This is a genomic window from Vibrio plantisponsor (assembly GCF_013041605.1).
Lineage (GTDB): Bacteria > Pseudomonadota > Gammaproteobacteria > Enterobacterales > Vibrionaceae > Vibrio > Vibrio plantisponsor.
On record NZ_JABEQC010000001.1, the window covers coordinates 360,922 to 381,808 of the forward strand.

A 20,887-nucleotide genomic window follows, 5' to 3' on the forward strand; every position below is an offset into this window, starting at 1 on the left:
AGTTTGGTGGTATGAGAGAAGATCAGAAAGGTTTTGGCGCGAAACCTGTCATCACTTCAATGCGCATGGCTTTACCAATTTTCGTCATTGGGTGAACAACCACTAAGCCTTTTACTTTCTTCTTAAGCTTACCTAAATCTGCTTGCTCTTCTTTGGTGATTTCACGAGAGAAAGCCATATCCGATAACTCTTTACGCTCTTTATTCAGATCGTACTCAGCTTTGTGCTTCAAGCTTTTTAGCTGCTTAGTCAGTCTATCGATGTCATCGGTAAATTTAGTGATCATCGCACTATCGCCGCGAGTCTTGGCTGCATCCAACTTGTGACGGCAAGTATCGATGCGATTGTTCAGTTGTTGAATGTCGTTCTTCAGACTCATGGTTTAGTCCTTACATAAAATTTGGAGGCGGAGTATAGCATAACTGCTTCAGTAGGACATGTGGAATTTATAGCAAATCAATTCGTTGCTACTTATTCATTTCCTTGGGCATAACCTATCAAGGTGTGAATATCAATCTTGTGTTTACAGACACTCAATTCACCTCAGTGAAGATCAAACATCAGCACTGAGGTTAAACAAGATTATTAAACCAAAACGTCTAGGTTAGTATCGGCACAAGTTGATGATACAAGCCGATTCCCAGCAAGACGTTGAATGGGAATGTCAAACCCAGAGAGCTCAACATCGCAAGACCAATGTTTGCTTCAGGTATTGCCGCTTTAATCGCAGCAGGAGCCGCAATATAGGACGCGCTGGCGGTTAAGCTGGCAAGTATCACTATTGACCCTTCACTTAAACCGAGCATACCGCCAATCACCACACCTATCGCACCTAAACACATAGGAGCACAGAGAGCGAAGACCATCAATCGCCATTGATGAACTGGTAAAGGTCTGAGTGTATGCGCAGCAGTGATCCCCATCTCTAATAGGAACAGAGCCAGCACCGCTTTAAAACCACCCATCAATAAATCGGTTACCGGAGCGCCTTCTTTACTGCCGTACATCAGACCGATAATCACGCCACCCACCAGCAATATAACGCCTTTGTTGGTTAATGCTTCATGCCAAAGTGCACCAATAGAAACCGGCTTAGCATTCGGTAACGCAGAGCTGTGACGACGGTATAGCAACAAGCCAACGATGATAGCTGGAAGCTCCATCATGACCAAATATAGAGTCACTTCAGCGCCAACAACAAGCTGTTGCGCTTGTGTGTACGCCAAGGCAACGGCAAAAGTACCGGCACTCACTGAGCCATAGTGAGCAGCGATACTGGCGCTGTCTGCCAAACTTAAGCCAATGATTTTTCGTAAAATTGGGAAAAAGCTTAATGGAATCAGAGCACCAATCATCACTACCGCAGCCATTTCAGGTACGATTCCCCAACTCAAATTGCCATGGAGAGCCATCCCGCCCTTAAGGCCAATGGTCAGCATCAGCAGTAAACTTAACATCTCATACATAGCTTTAGGGATGGTCAGATCTGAACGGACTAAACCGGCAAATAGGCCCAACACAAAAAACATTACAACGATATCTGGCATTTATCTTCCTTTTGTTCGGTGTTGTTTTATTACAGTTTTCATTCTGGGCGGGATAATAGGGGAGATTCATCATTGACAGAAATAAAAATATTGATAACCATCCATAGATAATTATCAATAGTAAAAAATCAATCATGAACATTCGTCACCTTACTTTTCGTTTATTGCAGGTTTACGTGGATGTCATTCAAACTGGCTCTATCAGTGAGAGTGCTAAACGTCTGCATCTCACTCAACCCACGGTTTCCCTGCAACTTAAGCGACTGCGGGAAGCGATAGATGACCCTCTATATACGTTGGAAAATAACAAAGTCGTTGCGACAGACACAGGTCTAGAGCTGTATCGGATTTGCCAGCAAACTTTGAGCAACTTTAACGACTTCAATCAATATTTAGATTCGGTTCAAGCAGGACAAAGAGGCCATTTTAGTATTGCCATGGTGAGTACAGCGCAATACATATTGCCTCGCCTTCTCGGGCCATTTAGTCAGCGATTTCCCGCCGTCGATATCAAAGTAGAAATCGGAAACCGAGAGCAAGTTTTACGACGCTTTGAGCAGGGGCAGGATGATTTGTATGTGTTTAGTCACCCCCCTTCACTCGAACATGCATGTGCTGGACGCTTTTTGTTAAACCCATTAACTCTGGTTGCTCCCGCAGACCACCCCTTGGCGCAACAACATAAAATTTCCTTTTCCGATCTCAAGCAACAACGATTTTTGCTACGTGAGCAAGGTTCGGCAACACGTATGTTGTTTGAAAGCTGGTTGCAAACACACGGAATGACGTTGTCCAGTAGCTTGCAAATGGCCAGTAATGAAGCGATTCGAGTAGGAGTCAGTTCAGGAATGGGATTAGCGGTATTGTCCAGCCATGTGCTACCAACCCATGACCAAAGCATCATCGCTTTAGATGTTGAAGATTTTCCGATTGAAAGCCACTGGTACTTTATTGCCCGTAACGATCGACATATTGCTCCGGCAGCACTAGGTTTTCTACGCTTTGCAGAGCAACACCTTGAAACTTACTTAGGTAAGAAATGGGCGAGAAACGGCTTAAAAGAGCTACTAAGCAAGTTAGTTTGACCGCGCTAAAGCTTCAGAAGTTTTATATCCGCCTCTGTCATTCCAAATGGCTTACATTGTTGTTTTATTACAATAGAAAAGGCACCTTAAAAGGTGCCTTTGAGCTTACTCGTCATAGCTATAACCAGATGCAAAGCGCGCATTGAATCTTAGTCCTGCAACACATTGATAAATGAACATCCACTTTGAGGGGCTTTTGCACCAAAGAAATCTGTAACGCTGGCACCAACATCCGCAAGAGAGCTGCGCAAACCTAAATATCGCCCTTCGATTCCCTGCTTAACCAGCATCAACGGCACTTGCTCACGCGTATGTCGGCTATGACCAATAAATGGATCATTGCCATGATCCGCCATAACAATAAGCATATCTTCTGCGTTCATCATTTCGAGCACTTGATTGATCCCTCGGTCTGCACGTTCCAACACTTTCCAATACTGGCGCGGATCCTGTTGATGACCTGACAAATCTGTTTCCTGAACATTCAGGCAAAAGAAGCCATCATCAAAACGACTAAGATCAGCAACTAACAGAGAAAACAAGCTATCGGTATCAACGACTGAGCAGTAAGAAGTCCCCTCAGGGTTCTGCACTATATCTGCGACTTTTCCATACAACCAAGTATCAACATTTTGCTGCTTGAGCAAATGAGGCACCTGAGTAAACCGATCGACGCCATAACCGAGATGGACCACTTCAAACCCATGCTCATAGACCCCAGTATCTGGCGTGTTAGTCCCGATAAATGCCGGAGTTCCACTTGGGTCATTACGCGTTTCTATCGCATTGGTTATCTGCTCAAAATTGCCTACATGTCCACCGAAGACAATATTGCGCCCTGCATGATTGGCACCCCGAACAACTTCCGCGATCTGTTTTACTCGCTCAAAGCTTATCTGATCGAAGTTGGCGCAGAGGTTATACACCTGCCCTAAATCCGCTTCTAAATTATCACCAATGAAAACGGCATCTTCGACCACCAGCGCGGCGAGTTCATCGCGCCACACTCTTTGATGTTTGATACCCGCGGTTGAAAGCGCATCTTCAATCTGAGCGATGACCTGCTGAAACGGTGCTTCAAGCGGCTTTTGCGGCAGCGTCCCCATGATCTCCTGATGGCCCATAAAGGTATCGCCACCAAAATGGGCCAATTGAGCCATACCATAGTTAGCCGCTGAGCTTTGGGCCATAATGCTATTGGTTCCGGGAACCAAATTAATTAGCCCAAGCTCTTCTAGCGTAGGTAAACGTTTCAAGGGGAAATGATTCAATAGCTTGGCGGCTGTGTTTGCGCCGCAATCAAACGGCCTGACCATAGCCACATCAGGCATTTCTCCCACGCCAAAGCCATCAAGCACAACAACGATAAATCTAGCCATGTGCCACCTCATTGCCTAGTGAATCCCAAACGCCAATCACTCTAGGCTGGCCACTATGTATTCCAGCAACAATAACAATATCGCTTCTGGTAACAAAAACCTGAGTTCGAAACGCCATGACCACAGCGGAGCCAACAGGCGCAGTACCTGATAAACGCAAATGGTAGTCAATACTGGCTTGATTATCATTATGCACTTTGCACTGAACGGCGGGAGATCCCACCTGCGGCCAAATCAAGGCGTTTTCCATATGACCACGTCGATAATAACCACCGCCAAAGCAATAACTCTTCCCTTGATGATGATGCGACACTTCACTCAAGTACAACATCGCAATTGTTTCTGGCTGAGGTTGCTCAAATTGATGCAGTGGCGTTGTTCCGGTTAGCGCATGACCAGGTTCACCATGAGTTGCTCCTAACTGAGAAAGCGTTGGCATTGAGGAGCAGCAAGTCATTGAGGGCAAATTAAGTTGCTCTACCTCAATCCCCAAATCTCTGCACTGTTGAGCCGCAATAGCGGCGGTATGTGCATTGGCTGTTGACATCACTTGTGCTTTATCGGCTAACAAGCAAGGGAAATGCGTTATGCCCGCAATGCGAATACCTGGTAATTCCTTCATTTGGGCAATGACAGACGGTAACTCTGCCAAAGGAAATCCGGTTTCCTGATTGGTGTAGAACACATCTTCCGCATCATAGAACTTCAATAGCACTTTCTGTACGCGGTTAGCGTTGATTGCGGCTTGTGATAATGCGATGGCTTTTTCCATCGTTACCACAGTCACCACGTCTGGCTGAACATCGCGCATTAGTTGCGCCAGCATTGCTTGAGGTGGCTGAACCAGATGACCAACATTGGCTATCTTGATGCCGTGACGAGAAAACAATCTTGCTTCTTTGTAATCCACGCAAACAATGCCTTGATAACCCAAGTCCTCAACCAATAGACGGGCAAGGAATGGGTTGCGACCAAATTGCTTGGTCATGGCATAAAGCGTGATTCCGTGTTTATCTGCTTCTGCTTTAATCTTTTTGGCATTATCGACAAAGGTATCTAAGTCTATGATGTAGCTATCCGGTAGAACTTTTCCCTCTGCGTGTAAACACAATGCAGCATCAATCAAAGCAGGATTATGCTTTTGTAACGCGTTAACAAACATAACGATATTCCGACTGAAAAGAGTGTCAGCCCAAATTGAAAGGGGGATTAGACTGACACTGGAAAATAACTAGACGGCAAACAGTCCGACTACATACAGCAGGTTGAGAATAATACCGGTCAAAATCGCTGCCACTGCTGGAGCCGCAATCTTAAGAACAGGACGTCCCATCACTTCGTTTAAGAAGTAGAGCATGGCGAAAATGGTCAAACCGGTTGTGGAGCCCATCTTCATCACCGCGAGTACACCACCGATCAACAGCGCAAACTCCATCAGCGTATTCATTGAGTTACGGATATTGTCTGACGCATTGCGAATTGATGGGAACTGCTCCAACACTCGCCCAACACTACGAAGCAAGAACACTTCAAGGCAGATCGTTACCGCACCTAAAGCAGCTGCAACCGCAATGTTAGGAGACAAGTAGCCCACAACAAACACAAAGGTCATTCCTACTACGCCATAAACCCCCGTCGCTAGCGCAGTCGTAGCAATCAATGGAATAAAACCAAGCCCGCGCATAAATTCAGACAATGCGACCTGCTGGAGTGCAGCATCTTGTTCCACCGGATCGGTAATCTTGTACGCTTCTGCAAGTGAGTAGATAGACACTTCTGAGCCTGCAAATATGCCAGCGTTTGAAACCGCCGCAATAAGTGCACCAGTGAATGCTAAGTAAGGCAGATGCTTAACAATACGTTTTGTACGCTCATCAAAGATACTGTGCATACCAGACATATCCGGAGGACTAATGCCATTGCTTCTGTCACTCAAATCTTTACGTATCGCAATTAGAATCAGCATCACCATGCCAACAAAAATCTGAATAGATTCTGGGTAGATGCCGGTGTACTTCATCACTAATAGGCGAGAAAGAAGAACCACCGCCGCCGCCACTGCGCCTGCTTTCCAACCGAACTGATACAAAATAGCCAGCAAAGGGAACAGGGCGAAAGCCGACATAACAGGTGTACCCAGTTCACCTAAAGCACCTAGTGCATCAATCGGTAGCCCTGTCAGAACCGTATTCACCGCAGTTAATGAGGTAACAACAAGAATTCCCCATACAGCGCCACCAACAGCAGCAAGGATGCGGCTACCAACCATGACACCAATAATGTCCGTCGGTAAAAACAGTAACCAAGGGTTCAGTAGACCAGTAGAAAGAGTAAAAGAGATGCCGACTGAAGCCACAAAGCCGATCGATAAACCAAATGCCACCGATCCCGCGTCCCGACGAGTCATATTACCTTCGAACAACTGAGGTAATATCGGGCGGATTCCGTCGTGGAAAACTGCCGCACTCATGTTCGCAATCAGTGCTGTCGTAGCACACAGCAGTGCAACGAGTCCTAAATTCATGATATCCATGTCTGTTCCTTACGCATTGAGCAATGACTGAGTCAACATTGGGATGGCATGTTCGACATGCTCAACGGAAAGGCCGAAAGCAACTCGCCCTTCTTCAATAAAACGGGTCACTTCCACTTGTTTTGCCTGAATAGATGGTTTGGCAATGGTGCAGCTTTTGTCATAGCCAATAATTGCTATCGCGATCGACAGTGCAGCACCCGCACCGGTATTACAGCAACCAATGTAGTAATCCAGTTGCCCAGCTTTAACCTTCATCGCCGCATCCATGTCATTGAGGATATGAAGTTCAAATTGTCCGGGAGCAACTTGCTCTATTTGTTGCTTTATTTGTTCACGTTGAAGTCCTGCTATTCCGATTCTTTTCATAATCGTGCCTATTTGAATAATTGGTATGGGTTTTGTTTCATCATGATGTCTATTTCATTCTCATTAATGCCAGCGACACGAAGCCTTGGTAAAAAATCAGTAATCAAGTAACTGAAGCCAAGGCCACCATTGGCTTTTAAGTGAGAGCGGCGAGTAATGTCCATCGAGAGCATCACTCGCTCTAGGAGGCCACGCTTTGATAATTCCACCAGCATGGCTATCCGTTGTTCATCGGGGAAGTAACTGTTCTTGCCTATGGTGTCGAACTGTACATAACAGCCCTGGTCAATCATCCATAAGATCTCAGTTAAGTTACTTTTCAAGTCACAATGCCCGATCGTGACTCGTTCTAAATTGACTTGGTGTTTAAGGAAGAAAGTGACTTGCTCACGCCCCATGGTACTCATCGACTGATGGGTTGATATCGGTCTTCCCGTTTCTTTATGAGCGATCACAGCAGCTTCAAACACTTTCTGTTCAAGGGGAGTAAAGGTGTTTTCACTACTACCCACTTCACCAATTACACTGGCTTTGAGCTGACTTTCCCCTAGCCCAACTTCCAGTTCTGCAATCATTCGATTGGCTAACTGCTGAGCCGTTTCATTCTCAACTTCTGGAGGGAAAAAGCCTTCTATGTAGTAACCTGTTGAAAGTAAGACATTAACGCCGCTTTCCTTGATTAAATCTTCAATAAATTGAGGATTTCTTCCCATAAAAGAGTTGGTTACTTCAATAATGTTAGAGACGCCCAACTGTTTCAGTTCACGCATTTCATCAGCAATTTTTTCATAGTGATCGAGGCGACAATCCAATTCCTGTTTCACCGCAGAAAGATCAATATGAAGATGTTCATGGCAATAGGTGTAACCCGTAGGATCGATCAACATAACTGTGCCTCATCTGGAGCAGCATAACTCAGCGCAAACAAGTTACTGATCAGAAAACGGGTTTCCGCCTGATTCGCTTCATCAATGCCATACAATTCCAATAGTTGAGAATTGAGTTCCAGCAACTCACTGAACTGCTCGTCTTGCTCAATATCCAGCCAAACTTCATCATCAAGACATTCCTCAACTTGTTCACCATTGAGCACTCTGTCCGCAGCCCTTGCCATATGAGTCACTAACATCTGGTATTGCTGATTGCCTTCATCAACACCAAAACGAGCCTCTAGCAACGGCAGAGCTTTAAGCGTGGCTTGATAACTCCTTTCGCTGATCACATTGCTCTGTTTTAGCAGTAATAATCTCTGTTCCATAGGGATACCACCTAAGGCCTATAAACCTAATAATTGGGATAAATGTCTCCATCTATCACGGCTTGTTGATGCTGTCGAAGAGCCTGTATATTTAGTAACTTACGCAACAATATCCGGATATGCGGGCTATCGTTATTCACCAGCATTACAGCTTCAGACGCATGCTGACACTCTTCAAACTGATCCAGCGATTTCTCTTCCAGCTTAAGTTGCACCATGTCAGTTGCTTCAGGCAACCACACCACTGCATCAATTGTTTTGTTTTTCAGAAGGTTAATACCTTCACTGTATCGAATTTCAACTAACTCAATATCTTTTCCCGCAAATGCCAGTTCTGTAAGCACTTTTTGGTCTGGAGAATCAAAGTCGACGCCTACTCTTCGGATTTGTTCATACTCCCCCTGACGGAAAATCAGTCGGTGAGGGTTTGAGTAAGAATTAGGCCCCAAATCTAATGCGGTAACTAACCCGTCAGCGTACTCATTCGCCGCTAAACGAGACATAATCGCAATATCGTATTTCCCCGATTTCAAGCACTCCGCACGAACATTCGCTCCGCGCATATGAGCAAAAAACACTGGTAGTGTATTCATTTGCGCCTTAATACCACTCGCGAGCCCTTCGTAATGCTTGGTATACGGAAGTGGCATTGCGCACACCATGTGAACAATACCTGCAAGCTGAACAAGTTTTGATTCATTCAGCGACTCGATAATCGTTCCATTACGCCCCTGGCGACGAAGGTGCACCGCTTCATGCTCTTCAATCGTGGTCAGTGCCTTTTGAATAAATCCAATGGAAACGCCATACTCTGTGGATAAAGCATCGATGGTTTTTACCCTATCGCCGACGCGTGTTGACAATAAATACTTGGCAACATTAATTACGGCAGAACCTTCTCGGCTGATGTATTGCATAGTCACTAATATATCTTCAATATTTTGAAGATATATTAGTGAGCAATTTTCAATTTAGATATAACAAGAAGATAAAAGTGTGAATTAGGTCAGTAAAAACTTGTTTATTAAACAACCACCACTAACGTATAAAAAACCTAAAACATTTAATTTCATATAGTTATCTAAAGGATAAACTTAACCGCTAAGGAAAGAAGGATGATCCAAACCGAACGTTTAGAGCTAAGAAAGTTTCACCCTCAAGACCGTGAGTTGATGTTGCCACTGCTGCAAGATGCCGAATTTATGGCTTTTTCTCCAAATGGTGCAATGACCGCAGAACAAGCAGAAATCCGCTTTCAACAGCTGGTGGACGCATTCCCAGAAAAAGGGGTTGGTAAGTTTTGTGTCATTGAGCGTTCTAGCGGCGAGCTAATTGGTTATTGTGGAATTGAGAGTTTTACCTATCAAAACAAACAAGTCGTCGAGCACGGCTACCGACTCAAGACCTCAGCCAGAGGAAATGGCTATGCTACTGAGGCCAGTAAAGCGGTAATGTCATACGCAAAAGAAGCTGGCTATACAAGAATCTATGCGTTTACAGAATCGAGCCATTCGCAATCTCAACATATTCTCGGAAAACTAGGTTTCAAGCCATGCGGCTCTGGAGAATACCAAAACATGCCGGTGAAATACTTTATCAAAATGCTATAACCAAAAGAAAAGGCACCTTAAAAGGTGCCTTTGAGCTTGTGACGGGTTTTCTAAATAGAAAAACTTAAATTGAGAGTGGAATAAGCTCTATTCCGAGCACGGTACTGATGCCCATGACAACCAGTAGCGATACTTTGAATACGGATTTTGACCATTCAACATAGTTTTCTTCAGTGACTTTCTTAAAGGTCACTTGTGTCCACATGAAACATACACCTGCAGCGACAACCAAGTATTCATAACCACCATTTCCAAGCAGGAACAGGGCTAACGCCACAAGGTTGAACGAAACCACATACGCGATCATGTGTTTACGAGCCTTTTCGATACCAGACACGACAGGCAACACTGGGATTCCTGCATTTTTGTAGTCTTGCATGCGAAACATGGCAATCGCGTAGGAATGCGGCATCTGCCATAAACAGAACAATGCAAACAGCAAAACTGCTTCCAAGCTGATGTAGTTTGTCACCGCAAGGTAGCCGACCAATGGAGGGACGGCCCCAGATACGCTGCCGACCAGAGTTCCATACACTGAGTTGCGTTTGTACCACATGGTGTAAAAGAATACGTAGAACACGTAACCCAATAGCACCACCACAGCTGATAAAGGATTTGCCATGCTATAGAGCAAAGCTGTTCCCGCTAACAGCAGTACAATGGCAAAAACGAACGCATGATCAATGTTGATGTCACCCTGAGCCAGTAAACGTCCACGTGTTCTGTCCATTTTCAAATCAATATCGCGATCGAAAATATTGTTCACCACGCAACCTGATGCGATCACCATTGCCACACCCGCTAAGGTGCACAACAGTAATAATCCATCCGCAGCTTCTGATTTAGCTGCGAGGAAATACCCCGCAGCAACAGAGATCAAATTGCCGATGATAATCCCCGGCTTAGTGATTGATAGGTAACCTCTGATCATTTCAACCTACATCGACATGTTGACGTTAAGGTTCCACATGATCCAGATAGACCCGACAATCAGTATCAAAACAACCAATACGGTGAACATCAGTGAAACAAAGTTCCACTTACCTTCATCAGTCTTAATTTCCATGTGTAGGAAGTAGATGAAATGAACAATCACCTGAATCACCGCACACCCAAACAGGATTGCGTATGTGATGTCTTTTGGCAGACTTTGAGTCGCAACAAAGTAAAACGGAATAATGGTCAGTATCAGTGACGCAATAAAACCTTTTACGTAGTCGCTCTTCGCGCTATCTAAATGTTGGTTGCTCATTACATAACCCCCACTAGGTAAACGATGGTAAATACACAGATCCAAACGATATCGAGGAAGTGCCAGAACAAGCTCAAGCAGTTAAAGCGAGTTTCCATCATGTCGTTCAAGCCTTTGGTTGATAGCTGCCAGTAGCACACTGCCAACCAGATCAAACCAAAGCTCACGTGTAGACCGTGTGTACCAACTAGCGTGAAGAACGCAGATAGGAACGCGCTGCGTTGAGGGCTTGCGCCTTCAGCGATCAAGTGGTGGAACTCGTACAGCTCCATCGCAATAAAGCCAGCACCGAGAACGAAAGTAATCGCTAACCAACGTTTAAGAGCCGCAATGTCTTTGCGCTTCATCGCAATCATGCCGAAACCGAAGGTAATACTACTGAATAGCAGCATCATGGTTTCAACAAACACGAATGGCAGTTCAAATAGCTCTTTTGCGTCTGGTCCACCGGCTGTAGCGTTTGCTAGTACTGCGTACGTTGCGAATAAGCTCGCAAACAGTACACAGTCGCTCATCAGGTAAATCCAGAAACCAAACAGTTTCAGACCACCGGTATCGTGGTGATCATGTGCATCATGAGTATTAGCGTGCATAAGTCACCTCCATATCGTTATCGTTGTCGTCTTGCTGTTGACCAGTAACTTGACCTTTCGCTTGTGCTACACGCAGACGGTGAGCCTCTTCAATCGCTCGAATCTCTTCTGGTTGTACGTAGTAGTCAATGTCTTCGTTAAAGCTGTGCTTAATTGCAGTCACAACGATACCAACGAAGCTTACTGCTGCCAGCCACCAGATGTACCAAATCATCGCGAAGCCAAAAATCAATGCAAATGCTGAAATGTACATACCTGTCGGAGTGTTCTTCGGCATATGGATTGGTTGATAGTCCACTTCTTTGTTGATGTCGTGCTCACCACGTTCTTTTTGGTACCAGAATGCATCTAGCTCATCGCCTTTTGGAATCACAGCGAAGTTATAGAACGGAGGTGGAGAAGATGTCGCCCACTCAAACGTACGGCCATCCCACGGGTCGCCAGTCACATCTGGGTTAAGGTGACGGTCACGGATACTTACGTAGAACTGGATGAACTGACACAGTACGCCAACAGCAATAATTGCAGTACCGAATGCTGCCACTGCAAGGAGTGGGAAGAATTCTGGATCGAGATTTTGGCTGATACGACGAGTCATACCCATGAAGCCCAGCGCGTAAAGTGGCAGGAACGCTAGGATGAAACCTGTAATCCAACACCAGTAAGCGCGTTTGCCCCAAGTCTCATCAAGCATGAATCCTGTTGCTTTCGGGAACCAGTATGTAATTGCCGCAAAGCAACCAAATACCACACCACCGATGATGACGTTATGGAAGTGCGCAATTAGGAATACTGAGTTATGCAATACGAAGTCTGCACCCGGAACGGCCATCAGTACGCCTGTCATGCCACCAATCGTGAATGAGATCAGGAAGCCAACCGTCCACATCATAGGAGTGGTAAACGTAATACGGCCTTTGTACATGGTGAACAACCAGTTGAAAATCTTAACCCCTGTTGGAATTGAGATGATCATGGTTGCGATACCAAAGAAAGCGTTAACGTTCGCACCGCCACCCATAGTGAAGAAGTGATGTAGCCATACAACGAAAGCAAGGATGGTAATAACGATCGTTGCCCAAACCAGTGACGTGTAGCCAAACAGTTTCTTACGAGAGAAGGTTGCCGTCACTTCTGAGAACACTCCGAATACAGGTAGTACAAGGATGTAAACCTCTGGGTGACCCCATGCCCAAATCAGGTTGACATACATCATCATGTTGCCGCCCATGTCATTGGTGAAGAAGTGCATACCCAAGTAACGATCAAGCGTTAGCAGCGCGATGGTCACCGTTAAAATTGGGAAAGAAATAATGATCAGGATGTTTGAACACAGCGAAGCCCAAGTGAACACTGGCATCTTCATCAATGGCATGCTTGGTGTACGCATACGTAGAATGGTCGCGAAGAAGTTCACACCTGATAACGTCGTGCCCACACCGGATATTTGCAGCGCCCAAATCCAGTAATCGACCCCTACTCCCGGACTGGCATCAATGCCAGAAAGCGGCGGATACGCAAGCCAACCAGTACGGCCAAACTCACCCACAGCCAGAGACATATTGGTCAGGATAATACCTACAACAAACAACCAAAAACTGAGGTTGTTTAAAAACGGATACGCAACATCGCGAGCACCGATTTGCAGTGGGACAATAATGTTCATCAAACCAATGACGAGCGGCATTGCCACAAAGAAAATCATGATCACGCCATGCGCGGTAAAGATTTGATCATAGTGGTGCTGAGGCAGATAACCTGCTTCACCCGCTGATGAAAGTAGCTGTTGGCTACGCATCATCACTGCATCTGCAAAACCACGAAGTAGCATGATCATCGCTGCAGCAATATACATAAAGCCAAGCTTTTTATGGTCTACCGATGTAAACCACTCATTCCAAAGATACTGCCATTTACCCATGCGAGTAATAGCCGTAACAACAGCAAGGCCAACGATCGCAATCACAGCAAGCGTGATCATGATAATTGGCTCATGGTATGGAATGGAGTCTAAAGTAAGTCTTCCAAACATCGTCTGTTACCCTTTATGTTCTGCCATGTCCATGTGACTGTGTTGTGTCTCTCCTTCACTCATATTGAGTGAGCCCATGTGTTGCATAACAACCGACTCGAATAAGTCTTGTGGGATGTGAGAGTAGTAAGTCACCGGAACGTTTTCACTTGGCTCAGCAAGCGCTTGGTAATCACTGAAAGCGTGTAGCATGGATGGCTGCTTTTTCACTTCACTAACCCACTCTTCAAAGCTTTGCTCGTCAGGTAGTGCATTGGCGACAAATTTCATGTGTGAAAAGCCTTCGCCGCTATAACTTGACGATATACCTTTGTACTCTCCCTCATGGTTCGCAATCAGATGTAGACGTGTCACCATGCCTGGCATAGCGTAAATTTGACTGCCTAAACGAGGAATGAAGAAAGAGTTCATGATGTTGTCCGACGTAATTTTGAACGTCACAGGAACATCTTTAGGGAAGGCAACGTAGTTAACCGTAGCGATTTTTTGTTCTGGGTAGATGAACAACCATTTCCAATCCAGTGAAACCACTTCAATCGTGACGGGTTTGATATCACTTTTCAGCGGCACAGACGGTTCTAGCTCGTGAGTTGAACGCCAAGTAATCACAGCCAAAATCGCAATGATGATGATTGGAATCGTCCAAACAACCAATTCGATCTTAGTTGAGTGAGACCACTCAGGAGCATATTCAACGTCGGTATTGCTAGCACGGTACTTATAGGCGAAGTAAATTGTCATTAAAATCACAGGGATAACAACAATCAACATCAAGAGAAGAGAGGTAATGATCAACTCTTTCTCACGCACTCCTACTAGGCCCTTGGGATCCAGCAAAGCAGACTGACATCCAGACAGGAGCAAAATTGCACAAAACAATCCCACTCGCGACAAGATGCTTTTATATCTTGAGGCTTCCATTGACTTTCTCGATTATGTTTACGGAATTCCTTAGCAAAAGTTGGCACTTTAAGAATCCGTATGAATTTATATGAGTTTTATTGTGTTGAGCGTGTAACAAAAGCACTGCTGTATCTTTAACCCAGACAAATCTTTGAAAAGCCATTCACACCTATCAAAACTCATCAACGTAAAAGTTACAAAAGGAAACATTTGGTTACATCCGGCGCATTATGCTTACATAGAAACGGCATTCAAAGTGCAGCAAAATGAAATCTAACCTTCCAAAAATGAAATTAGCCTTCAAAATTAACCACTTACAAACAAAGGTTAATAACCTTAACTTGTTGTAATACTGAGACAAAGCATTTGTTGATCTAAATCAATAAACCGACCTATTGAACAGATAAATTACCCGCTATTTTTTTTAATTTTTATCTATGTATTGACACCGTTGTTTTTTTGCTGAGGGCCGTTATACGAGTAGCGCTAGGAATGTAACTCCTCGTTGTAGTTGCAAAAACTTCAAGACCTCAAGCAAGAATGCCGATGAATACACCCAAGCTTTCATCTTCCAGTACAGAGTTTCTGCAACTTCTGAACTAATCTTATTGATAACAACATTAACAACTAAAAAAGCCAGTTGTTATGGTCTTTGACTAAAAAGGATGTGGCCATGAACTTAACTATTCGTTCTCGACTTTATATTCTGTCTATTGTTCCACTATTACTGATCGCTGCCAGCATGATGTTTGTGAGTTTTACTCAATCGAGCAGTTTGAATAAACATCAAATGGAATCGACAAGTAACTCTATGATGGCGATGAAAAAAACGGAGCTGAAGTCCTACTTACAAATTGCAGACTCAGCTTTAATCCCATTGAAGAAAAGCAACGCTTCTTTAGAACAGGCGTTAGAAATCCTTAAAGAAGTTCAATTCGGTCAAAACGGATATCTGTTTGGTTATGATTCAAAAGGGACTCGATTATTGCTTGGGAAAAGCAGCGCTGGTATCGGTGAGAATTTCTGGACATTACAGGATGCTCAAGGCAACTATCTGGTTCAGGATCTCATTCGCAACTCTAAAACCGGTGATTTCACCACTTACTACTTCCCAAAACCGGGAGAATCGACACCTTTACCTAAGTTGAGCTATTCCGTTTACATCCCGCAATGGGACCTAATGATAGGCACCGGCTTTTACACCGATGATATCGATGCTGAAATTGCGATTATGGATAAGCGGGCAAATGATGAACTAATGCAAAGCTTATGGAGCTTAGCGACTGTAACGGCCGTTATCATACTTGTTGTCGGTGTGTTTACTCTGTTCTTCAATCGCACCATAATGCGCCCGATTGAACTATTCGATGCTTCGATTCGCTCATTCGCCAGTGGCGATGCCGATCTCACAGCACGAATGGAGAAGTTTACCGTACCAGAATTCGCCTCTCTTAGTACCAACTTCAATGCTTTTGTTGGTAGCCTGCAAGAAATCATTAAACGAGTAAATCAGGTGGGAAGACAAGTGGTCGATGAAACGAACCTGATGACACAACGCGCAGCTCAGGTCGATGACTTAGCCACCAATCAACGCGGAGAAACAGAACAAGTTGCCACCGCAATGACAGAAATGACCACGACCGCCAATGAAATTTCAAACAATGCTATCCAAGCCGCACAGTCAGCTAAAGATGCTGATGACAATGCAATATCGGCGCACGAAATCGTAGATTCTGCAGCGCAATCTGTACAGGCATTAGCGGAGGAAGTCTCGCAAGCGAGCAATGTTATTTCTAAACTCGAAGGGGATGTGAAGAATATTTCAATGTCTCTGGAAGTCATTCAGGACATTGCAGAACAAACCAACTTACTGGCGCTCAATGCTGCAATAGAAGCGGCAAGAGCGGGTGACCAGGGTCGAGGCTTTGCCGTTGTTGCTGATGAAGTGCGTAAACTAGCCAGCAGAACTCAACAAAGTACGGGTGAAATCCATGCGGTTATCAATCAGCTAAAAACCGCTTCCGATGCTGCGGTGCATGCCATGGACTCAAGTCAAAGCCGAAGTGAAGCAGCGGTAAATGAAGCCAATGCAGCAGCAAAAGCTCTGGAGAAAATTCAGCAATCCATCAGTACGATTATGGATATGAACTCCTTGATCGCGACCGCAACAGAAGAGCAAAGCATCGTTGGTCAAGAAATCTCACAACGTATTGTTGTTATCTCCGATCAAAGTAGTGAATCTGCAAGTCTGGCAAACGAAAACCGACAAGGCAGCCAGAGCCTGAATGAAAGAGCACATGAGCTTTACGATCTGGTAGCAAGATTTAAGGTGTGAGTAATTTACACTGTAAACAACGACTTTGAAAAACTTAAGAGAGGTAAGAAATGGGCGGCGGTTCGATTATCAACGCACATTTCTTTTCTGTACTATTTCTTTTCTGTACTTAGACAGTACACACCTCTCTAACGAACACACAAACATCATAAAGGCCTGCCCATGTTCAAAAATTTGTCTTTGAAAAACAAACTGGCAATCTCTGCCAGTATCGCCATCATCCTCGGTGGCGTATTGGTAGAAGCATTATCCTACAATGCAGCTCTTAAGCGACTCGATATTGAAGTGGAGCAGCGCCTACAAAGTACGACTACTTCGTATAACCAGTATGTGAATGACTGGCTTATCTCAAAAGAACGAGCACTGACAGCGCTATCAAACGAATCAAAAGAAGAAGACATTGTCACTCACCTAAAACAAGTTCGTGACTCTGCAGGTTTTGACAACGTTTTCTTGGCATATCCAGATGGCTCTCAGAAAAATGCCAACGATGTAAAACTACCACCTGGCAATGACGATCCTCGAAAATGGGGCTGGTACATCAATGCAAAAGCGAATCCTGCCAAAGTGTTTATGGATAACCCAACAACCGCAGCAGCGACTGGTGCGAATGTTGTGTCTCTCGGCAAAGCTTTGAACTTGCATGGTCAACAAGTTGTATTGGGAGCAGATGTAGAAATCACGGATATTATCAACAACATTAAGCAGGTCATATTACCCGGCGACGGCTATATGTTTATTGCCAACGAGCAAGGCAACATATTTACACACACTGATACTAAGCTATTGAATAAAAATGTCTCTGAATTAGGCATCGACTTCGCTGACATTAAAAAAGCGGTTTCCAGCCAGACCGATCTTACTATTTCAGTGGCAGGTGAAAGCTATGTGCTTTACGCGAGAAATATAAATAACACCCGTTTGACAACAGTAACAGTGATTAACTACGAATCGCTGGTAGCACCTTTGTATGACGCTATTTTGGGGCAGTTGCTTGTAACCGCTATTGTCGTCATTCTCTGTACCGTCTTGTTCAACCTATTGTGTAACGTTCTGTTCCGTCCGTTGAATAACGTTTCAAACGCACTGGCACAAATCGCAAATGGTAGCGGCGATTTAACTCAGCGTATTGAAGTTGAAAATAACGATGAAGTCGGAACCCTAGCGAATAACTTCAATACATTCGTCGAAAGCTTAAGACAGTTAATCGAGCATATTCGCCTACAGGCGCAACACCTCTCCGAACAGTCGGAACATGGCGCACATAGAGCCAATCAATCTGCGTCTGAACTGAACCATCAGCATCAGGAAGTGGTAATGGTGGCAACCGCAGTCACAGAGATGGCGTCAGCGACACAGGAAATAGCGTCCCATGCTGAGCAAACCGCTCATGCGGCACAAGATTCAGCGATGAGTACAAACAATGGACATGATTTGGTGATTCAAACAAAAGGATCGATCAGCAATCTGGCCAACTCAGTGAGCGAAGCAAGCACAGTTATTTCAGCGCTCAATAAGCATGCTCTTGAGATCTCAACTGTTCTCGCAACGATTCAAGGTATTGCAGAGCAAACCAACTTATTGGCTCTTAACGCTGCAATTGAAGCGGCTCGTGCTGGCGAACAAGGTCGTGGATTTGCGGTGGTTGCTGATGAAGTTCGTGTTTTATCACAGCGAACTCACACCTCAACCGAAGAAATCAAAGCAACGATTGAAACTTTGCAAGAGACGACCAAACAAGCCGTAAATTTAATGGAAAGCAGCTCTGAACTCGCTAGAAATTCTGTAGAGGATGCTGATAAGGCAACGGTTGCGTTAGAAGAGATCAAAACTGCCGTCGCTCTCATCAGTGATATGGCGACTCAAATCGCAACAGCGGCAGAAGAGCAGACCCATGTGACCAGCGAAATCACACAAAATGTCACGTCAATCAAGGATGTGACAGATCAACTTGTTGTCGGGTCAGAAGAGAGCTTAAGCCAATCGAATGAGCTGAGAAATCAAGCCGATGAACTCAGAGCGAAAGTAGCAACATTTAAACTCAGTTAAACATTGTTAGTGTTGTGAGAGACAAAAGCCGCACCCATTTCTGAGGCGCGGCTTTTCATTTGTTCTTTAACACCGTCTGTCTTCTACAAAACGGTGTCTATCAGTCTATCAACACTCTATAGAGTAAGAAATTAAAGCTCAGCTTTTTTCTTAATCGCTTTGATCAAAATAGAGGTATCCATGCGACCCTCACCTTGTTCAGATAGAGACTGATAGGACTCAATCGTTTTTTGCGTCATAGGTAAAGCCACGCCTTGACGTTTCGCTTCATCAAGACAGAAACCGAGATCTTTGATCATCCAATCAATAGCAAAACCGAAGTCGAACTTATTCTGCGACATGGTTACAGCACGGTTTTCCATTTGCCAAGATCCTGCCGCACCGTTTTTCAAACACGCGACGAGAGTTTCAATATCAAGGCCAGCTTTTTCAGCCAGAATCAAACCTTCAGAAATACCTGTCAACGCGCCAGCAATGCAGATCTGGTTAACCATTTTAGCGCGTTGTCCCTGCCCTACTTTGCCCATTAGAACAGAAGAACGACCATACGCATTAAATACAGGCTGAAGATAATCGAAAACCTTTGGCTCACCACCGCACATAATCGTCAGAACGCCATTCTCTGCGCCAGCTTGACCACCAGACACAGGAGCGTCCATAAAGCGTACTCCAACAGCCTGAGCGGCTTCTGAGAGCTCCTCAGCAAGGAGTGCAGATGTTGTTGTATGGTCTACTAGAACAGAGCCGGATTTCATAAATGCCAACGCGCCGGTTTCGCTGGTGGTCATACTACGAACGTCGTCGTCGTTACCCACACAAAGCAAAACCACATCCGCATCTTTCACACACTCAGCTACTGTTGAGCGATAAGCTCCACCATGTTGCTCCGCCCAAGCTTTTGCTTTTGCTTCTGTGCGGTTAAAAACGGTAACGTCAAATCCTGCTTTGACTAAGTGACCAGCCATGGGATAGCCCATAACACCTAAACCAATAAAACTGACTTTCATTTTAATCTCCTTGAACAACGGGCTTACCATGCTTCAACATAGCCGAAGCCTCCAAAAGAGCTTCAACTAACAAAGTAAGAGCCCTAGGCTGATATTTTCGTTCTTTATAAACTAAATAAGCTTGTTTATCACTGCGATGATAGTGCGGTAGAACCTGTACGACCCTCATATCCTTTGAAATATGTCGATATGGTAGTGAAGCTACACCTAAGCCTCTCACCACAGCTCCCGCAATAGCGTTAATGTCATTAATGACTAATTTAGGCTTAATTTGTAAAACTTGAATGAATTCGTCATCTTGGTAAACGGGCACTTCACGCTGCCTGTCGACAGATAGCCAATCCAATTTTTGCAAATGACCCAATGTTTGTATTGGCCCCACTCTTTCTAAATATTCTGGGCTAGCAAAAAATCCGTGCTGAGCACGAAACAGCGGTCTAGCAACCATGCCATCCAAACCAGACAAATCAAACGTCATTAGAAGATCTCGATTTGTTTCCGGCATAGAGTATTCCTGGCTCAAAGCCAGTTCTACATTCACCTTCGGATGTTTTCTTATAAAGTCCTCTACTACGTCACCAACAAATGCTCGGTAGAAGTTATGAGGGATAGCTAGCCGGATGCTGCCAGCAATTTCCTGACTATGAGTCATGATCTGAGTAAACGTGCTCTCTAGGTTTTCCATGCCGCTGCGTATTGCTTGAAAAGTTTCCTTTCCGGTCTGTGTAGCAACAAGTTCTCTGCCCTGCTTTTCGAGTAGTCGTAAATTTAAACGACTTTCCAACGCGGACAGCCTGCGAGACATGGTAGATGGCGGGAGTTGCAATTTTTTAGAAGCAGCCAGAAGAGAGCCTTCTTCCACCACACAAAAGAACAGGTAGAGGTCATCAACGTTTCCAAATATGGAATTCATAGTTCTTTTCTTAGTTCTATTT

Annotated in this window: 20 protein-coding genes; 4 read left to right on the top strand and 16 right to left on the bottom strand. The window is 44.7% G+C overall.

All coding sequences use genetic code 11. The features are described 5' to 3' along the window. Positions 1-22: 22 nt before the first annotated feature. Together HKI82_RS01750 and HKI82_RS01755 are read right to left on the bottom strand one after the other, a co-directional pair. Positions 23-379 carry a YibL family ribosome-associated protein gene (locus tag HKI82_RS01750; RefSeq protein ID WP_102939897.1) on the bottom strand — a complete coding sequence of 119 codons (357 nt, stop codon included), beginning with the start codon at positions 377-379 and terminating at the stop codon, positions 23-25. Between the two features lie 220 nt (positions 380-599). Then, positions 600-1,547, bottom strand: a complete 948-nt coding sequence (locus HKI82_RS01755; RefSeq protein WP_102939896.1) for a sodium-dependent bicarbonate transport family permease — start codon at positions 1,545-1,547, stop codon at positions 600-602. Between the two features lie 134 nt (positions 1,548-1,681). On the opposite strand from HKI82_RS01755, the gene HKI82_RS01760 reads away from it, so the two are divergent. Then, positions 1,682-2,632 carry a LysR family transcriptional regulator gene (locus HKI82_RS01760; protein WP_171137015.1) on the top strand — a complete coding sequence of 317 codons (951 nt, stop codon included), beginning with the start codon at positions 1,682-1,684 and terminating at the stop codon, positions 2,630-2,632. A 149-nt stretch (positions 2,633-2,781) separates the two neighbouring features. On the opposite strand, the gene HKI82_RS01765 is transcribed toward HKI82_RS01760, so the two are convergent. The 7 genes from HKI82_RS01765 to yhfZ form a co-directional block, all read right to left on the bottom strand. Beyond that, positions 2,782-4,011, bottom strand: a complete 1,230-nt coding sequence (locus HKI82_RS01765) for a phosphopentomutase (RefSeq protein WP_171137016.1) — start codon at positions 4,009-4,011, stop codon at positions 2,782-2,784. After that, positions 4,004-5,173 (bottom strand): YhfX family PLP-dependent enzyme, encoded by a 1,170-nt coding sequence (locus HKI82_RS01770; protein WP_171137017.1) that lies wholly within the window; start codon positions 5,171-5,173, stop codon positions 4,004-4,006. The genes HKI82_RS01765 and HKI82_RS01770 overlap by 8 nt, the downstream gene beginning before the upstream one ends. Before the next feature lie 69 nt (positions 5,174-5,242). Beyond that, positions 5,243-6,544 carry a YhfT family protein gene (locus HKI82_RS01775; protein ID WP_171137018.1) on the bottom strand — a complete coding sequence of 434 codons (1,302 nt, stop codon included), beginning with the start codon at positions 6,542-6,544 and terminating at the stop codon, positions 5,243-5,245. Between the two features lie 9 nt (positions 6,545-6,553). Beyond that, positions 6,554-6,913, bottom strand: coding sequence for a DUF2620 domain-containing protein (locus HKI82_RS01780; RefSeq protein WP_102939891.1), 360 nt, complete (start codon positions 6,911-6,913; stop codon positions 6,554-6,556). An 8-nt stretch (positions 6,914-6,921) separates the two neighbouring features. Continuing rightward, positions 6,922-7,800, bottom strand: a complete 879-nt coding sequence (locus HKI82_RS01785; RefSeq protein WP_240956626.1) for a phosphotriesterase family protein — start codon at positions 7,798-7,800, stop codon at positions 6,922-6,924. Further along, positions 7,794-8,171: a hypothetical protein gene (locus tag HKI82_RS01790; RefSeq protein WP_171137019.1), complete on the bottom strand. Its 378-nt coding sequence runs from the start codon at positions 8,169-8,171 to the stop codon at positions 7,794-7,796. Before HKI82_RS01790 ends, HKI82_RS01785 begins: the two co-directional genes overlap by 7 nt. A 26-nt stretch (positions 8,172-8,197) precedes the next feature. Next, complete coding sequence (gene yhfZ, locus HKI82_RS01795; RefSeq protein WP_206361792.1) at positions 8,198-9,088, bottom strand: GntR family transcriptional regulator YhfZ; 891 nt, start codon at positions 9,086-9,088, stop codon at positions 8,198-8,200. A gap of 198 nt (positions 9,089-9,286) precedes the next feature. On the opposite strand from yhfZ, the gene HKI82_RS01800 reads away from it, so the two are divergent. Then, positions 9,287-9,781 (top strand): GNAT family N-acetyltransferase, encoded by a 495-nt coding sequence (locus HKI82_RS01800; RefSeq protein ID WP_171137020.1) that lies wholly within the window; start codon positions 9,287-9,289, stop codon positions 9,779-9,781. Between the two features lie 64 nt (positions 9,782-9,845). On the opposite strand, the gene cyoE is transcribed toward HKI82_RS01800, so the two are convergent. Genes cyoE through cyoA form a run of 5 tightly spaced genes read right to left on the bottom strand, consistent with a single transcriptional unit; the run spans position 9,846 to position 14,579 of the window. Continuing rightward, positions 9,846-10,712 (bottom strand): heme o synthase, encoded by an 867-nt coding sequence (gene cyoE / locus HKI82_RS01805; protein WP_171137021.1) that lies wholly within the window; start codon positions 10,710-10,712, stop codon positions 9,846-9,848. Positions 10,713-10,718: 6 nt separating this feature from the next. Further along, positions 10,719-11,033, bottom strand: coding sequence for a cytochrome o ubiquinol oxidase subunit IV (gene cyoD / locus HKI82_RS01810; RefSeq protein ID WP_042479562.1), 315 nt, complete (start codon positions 11,031-11,033; stop codon positions 10,719-10,721). Continuing rightward, entirely contained in the window at positions 11,033-11,626 is a 594-nt protein-coding gene (gene cyoC / locus HKI82_RS01815) for a cytochrome o ubiquinol oxidase subunit III (protein WP_042479560.1), read from the bottom strand. The genes cyoD and cyoC overlap by 1 nt, the downstream gene beginning before the upstream one ends. Further along, entirely contained in the window at positions 11,616-13,658 is a 2,043-nt protein-coding gene (gene cyoB, locus HKI82_RS01820) for a cytochrome o ubiquinol oxidase subunit I (protein ID WP_171137022.1), read from the bottom strand. The genes cyoC and cyoB overlap by 11 nt, the downstream gene beginning before the upstream one ends. Before the next feature lie 6 nt (positions 13,659-13,664). Next, positions 13,665-14,579, bottom strand: coding sequence for a ubiquinol oxidase subunit II (cyoA, locus tag HKI82_RS01825; RefSeq protein ID WP_171137023.1), 915 nt, complete (start codon positions 14,577-14,579; stop codon positions 13,665-13,667). A gap of 655 nt (positions 14,580-15,234) precedes the next feature. Between cyoA and HKI82_RS01830 the strand changes: the two genes are divergently transcribed. Further along, the gene (locus HKI82_RS01830; protein ID WP_171137024.1) at positions 15,235-16,896 is read left to right on the top strand and encodes a methyl-accepting chemotaxis protein; all 1,662 of its coding nucleotides are present in this window, start codon (positions 15,235-15,237) and stop codon (positions 16,894-16,896) included. Between the two features lie 162 nt (positions 16,897-17,058). Further along, complete coding sequence (locus HKI82_RS01835) at positions 17,059-18,945, top strand: methyl-accepting chemotaxis protein (protein ID WP_171137025.1); 1,887 nt, start codon at positions 17,059-17,061, stop codon at positions 18,943-18,945. A 131-nt stretch (positions 18,946-19,076) separates the two neighbouring features. Here HKI82_RS01835 and HKI82_RS01840 read toward each other — a convergent pair whose 3' ends face one another. Together HKI82_RS01840 and HKI82_RS01845 are read right to left on the bottom strand one after the other, a co-directional pair. Beyond that, positions 19,077-19,952, bottom strand: coding sequence for an NAD(P)-dependent oxidoreductase (locus HKI82_RS01840; protein WP_171137026.1), 876 nt, complete (start codon positions 19,950-19,952; stop codon positions 19,077-19,079). Between the two features lies 1 nt (position 19,953). Next, on the bottom strand, positions 19,954-20,865 hold the full coding sequence (locus HKI82_RS01845; RefSeq protein WP_171137027.1) for a LysR family transcriptional regulator: 912 nt from the start codon (positions 20,863-20,865) through the stop codon (positions 19,954-19,956). Between the last annotated feature and the right edge of the window lie 22 nt (positions 20,866-20,887).

Bases quoted from the DNA above. Each gene is read 5' to 3' on its own strand.
- HKI82_RS01750 (WP_102939897.1), bottom strand. From the start codon at position 379: ATGAGTCTGAAGAACGACATTCAACAACTGAACAATCGCATCGATACT.
- HKI82_RS01755 (WP_102939896.1), bottom strand. From the start codon at position 1,547: ATGCCAGATATCGTTGTAATGTTTTTTGTGTTGGGCCTATTTGCCGGT.
- HKI82_RS01760 (WP_171137015.1), top strand. From the start codon at position 1,682: ATGAACATTCGTCACCTTACTTTTCGTTTATTGCAGGTTTACGTGGAT.
- HKI82_RS01765 (WP_171137016.1), bottom strand. From the start codon at position 4,011: ATGGCTAGATTTATCGTTGTTGTGCTTGATGGCTTTGGCGTGGGAGAA.
- HKI82_RS01770 (WP_171137017.1), bottom strand. From the start codon at position 5,173: ATGTTTGTTAACGCGTTACAAAAGCATAATCCTGCTTTGATTGATGCT.
- HKI82_RS01775 (WP_171137018.1), bottom strand. From the start codon at position 6,544: ATGGATATCATGAATTTAGGACTCGTTGCACTGCTGTGTGCTACGACA.
- HKI82_RS01780 (WP_102939891.1), bottom strand. From the start codon at position 6,913: ATGAAAAGAATCGGAATAGCAGGACTTCAACGTGAACAAATAAAGCAA.
- HKI82_RS01785 (WP_240956626.1), bottom strand. From the start codon at position 7,800: ATGTTGATCGATCCTACGGGTTACACCTATTGCCATGAACATCTTCAT.
- HKI82_RS01790 (WP_171137019.1), bottom strand. From the start codon at position 8,171: ATGGAACAGAGATTATTACTGCTAAAACAGAGCAATGTGATCAGCGAA.
- yhfZ (WP_206361792.1), bottom strand. From the start codon at position 9,088: ATGCAATACATCAGCCGAGAAGGTTCTGCCGTAATTAATGTTGCCAAG.
- HKI82_RS01800 (WP_171137020.1), top strand. From the start codon at position 9,287: ATGATCCAAACCGAACGTTTAGAGCTAAGAAAGTTTCACCCTCAAGAC.
- cyoE (WP_171137021.1), bottom strand. From the start codon at position 10,712: ATGATCAGAGGTTACCTATCAATCACTAAGCCGGGGATTATCATCGGC.
- cyoD (WP_042479562.1), bottom strand. From the start codon at position 11,033: ATGAGCAACCAACATTTAGATAGCGCGAAGAGCGACTACGTAAAAGGT.
- cyoC (WP_042479560.1), bottom strand. From the start codon at position 11,626: ATGCACGCTAATACTCATGATGCACATGATCACCACGATACCGGTGGT.
- cyoB (WP_171137022.1), bottom strand. From the start codon at position 13,658: ATGTTTGGAAGACTTACTTTAGACTCCATTCCATACCATGAGCCAATT.
- cyoA (WP_171137023.1), bottom strand. From the start codon at position 14,579: ATGGAAGCCTCAAGATATAAAAGCATCTTGTCGCGAGTGGGATTGTTT.
- HKI82_RS01830 (WP_171137024.1), top strand. From the start codon at position 15,235: ATGAACTTAACTATTCGTTCTCGACTTTATATTCTGTCTATTGTTCCA.
- HKI82_RS01835 (WP_171137025.1), top strand. From the start codon at position 17,059: ATGTTCAAAAATTTGTCTTTGAAAAACAAACTGGCAATCTCTGCCAGT.
- HKI82_RS01840 (WP_171137026.1), bottom strand. From the start codon at position 19,952: ATGAAAGTCAGTTTTATTGGTTTAGGTGTTATGGGCTATCCCATGGCT.
- HKI82_RS01845 (WP_171137027.1), bottom strand. From the start codon at position 20,865: ATGAATTCCATATTTGGAAACGTTGATGACCTCTACCTGTTCTTTTGT.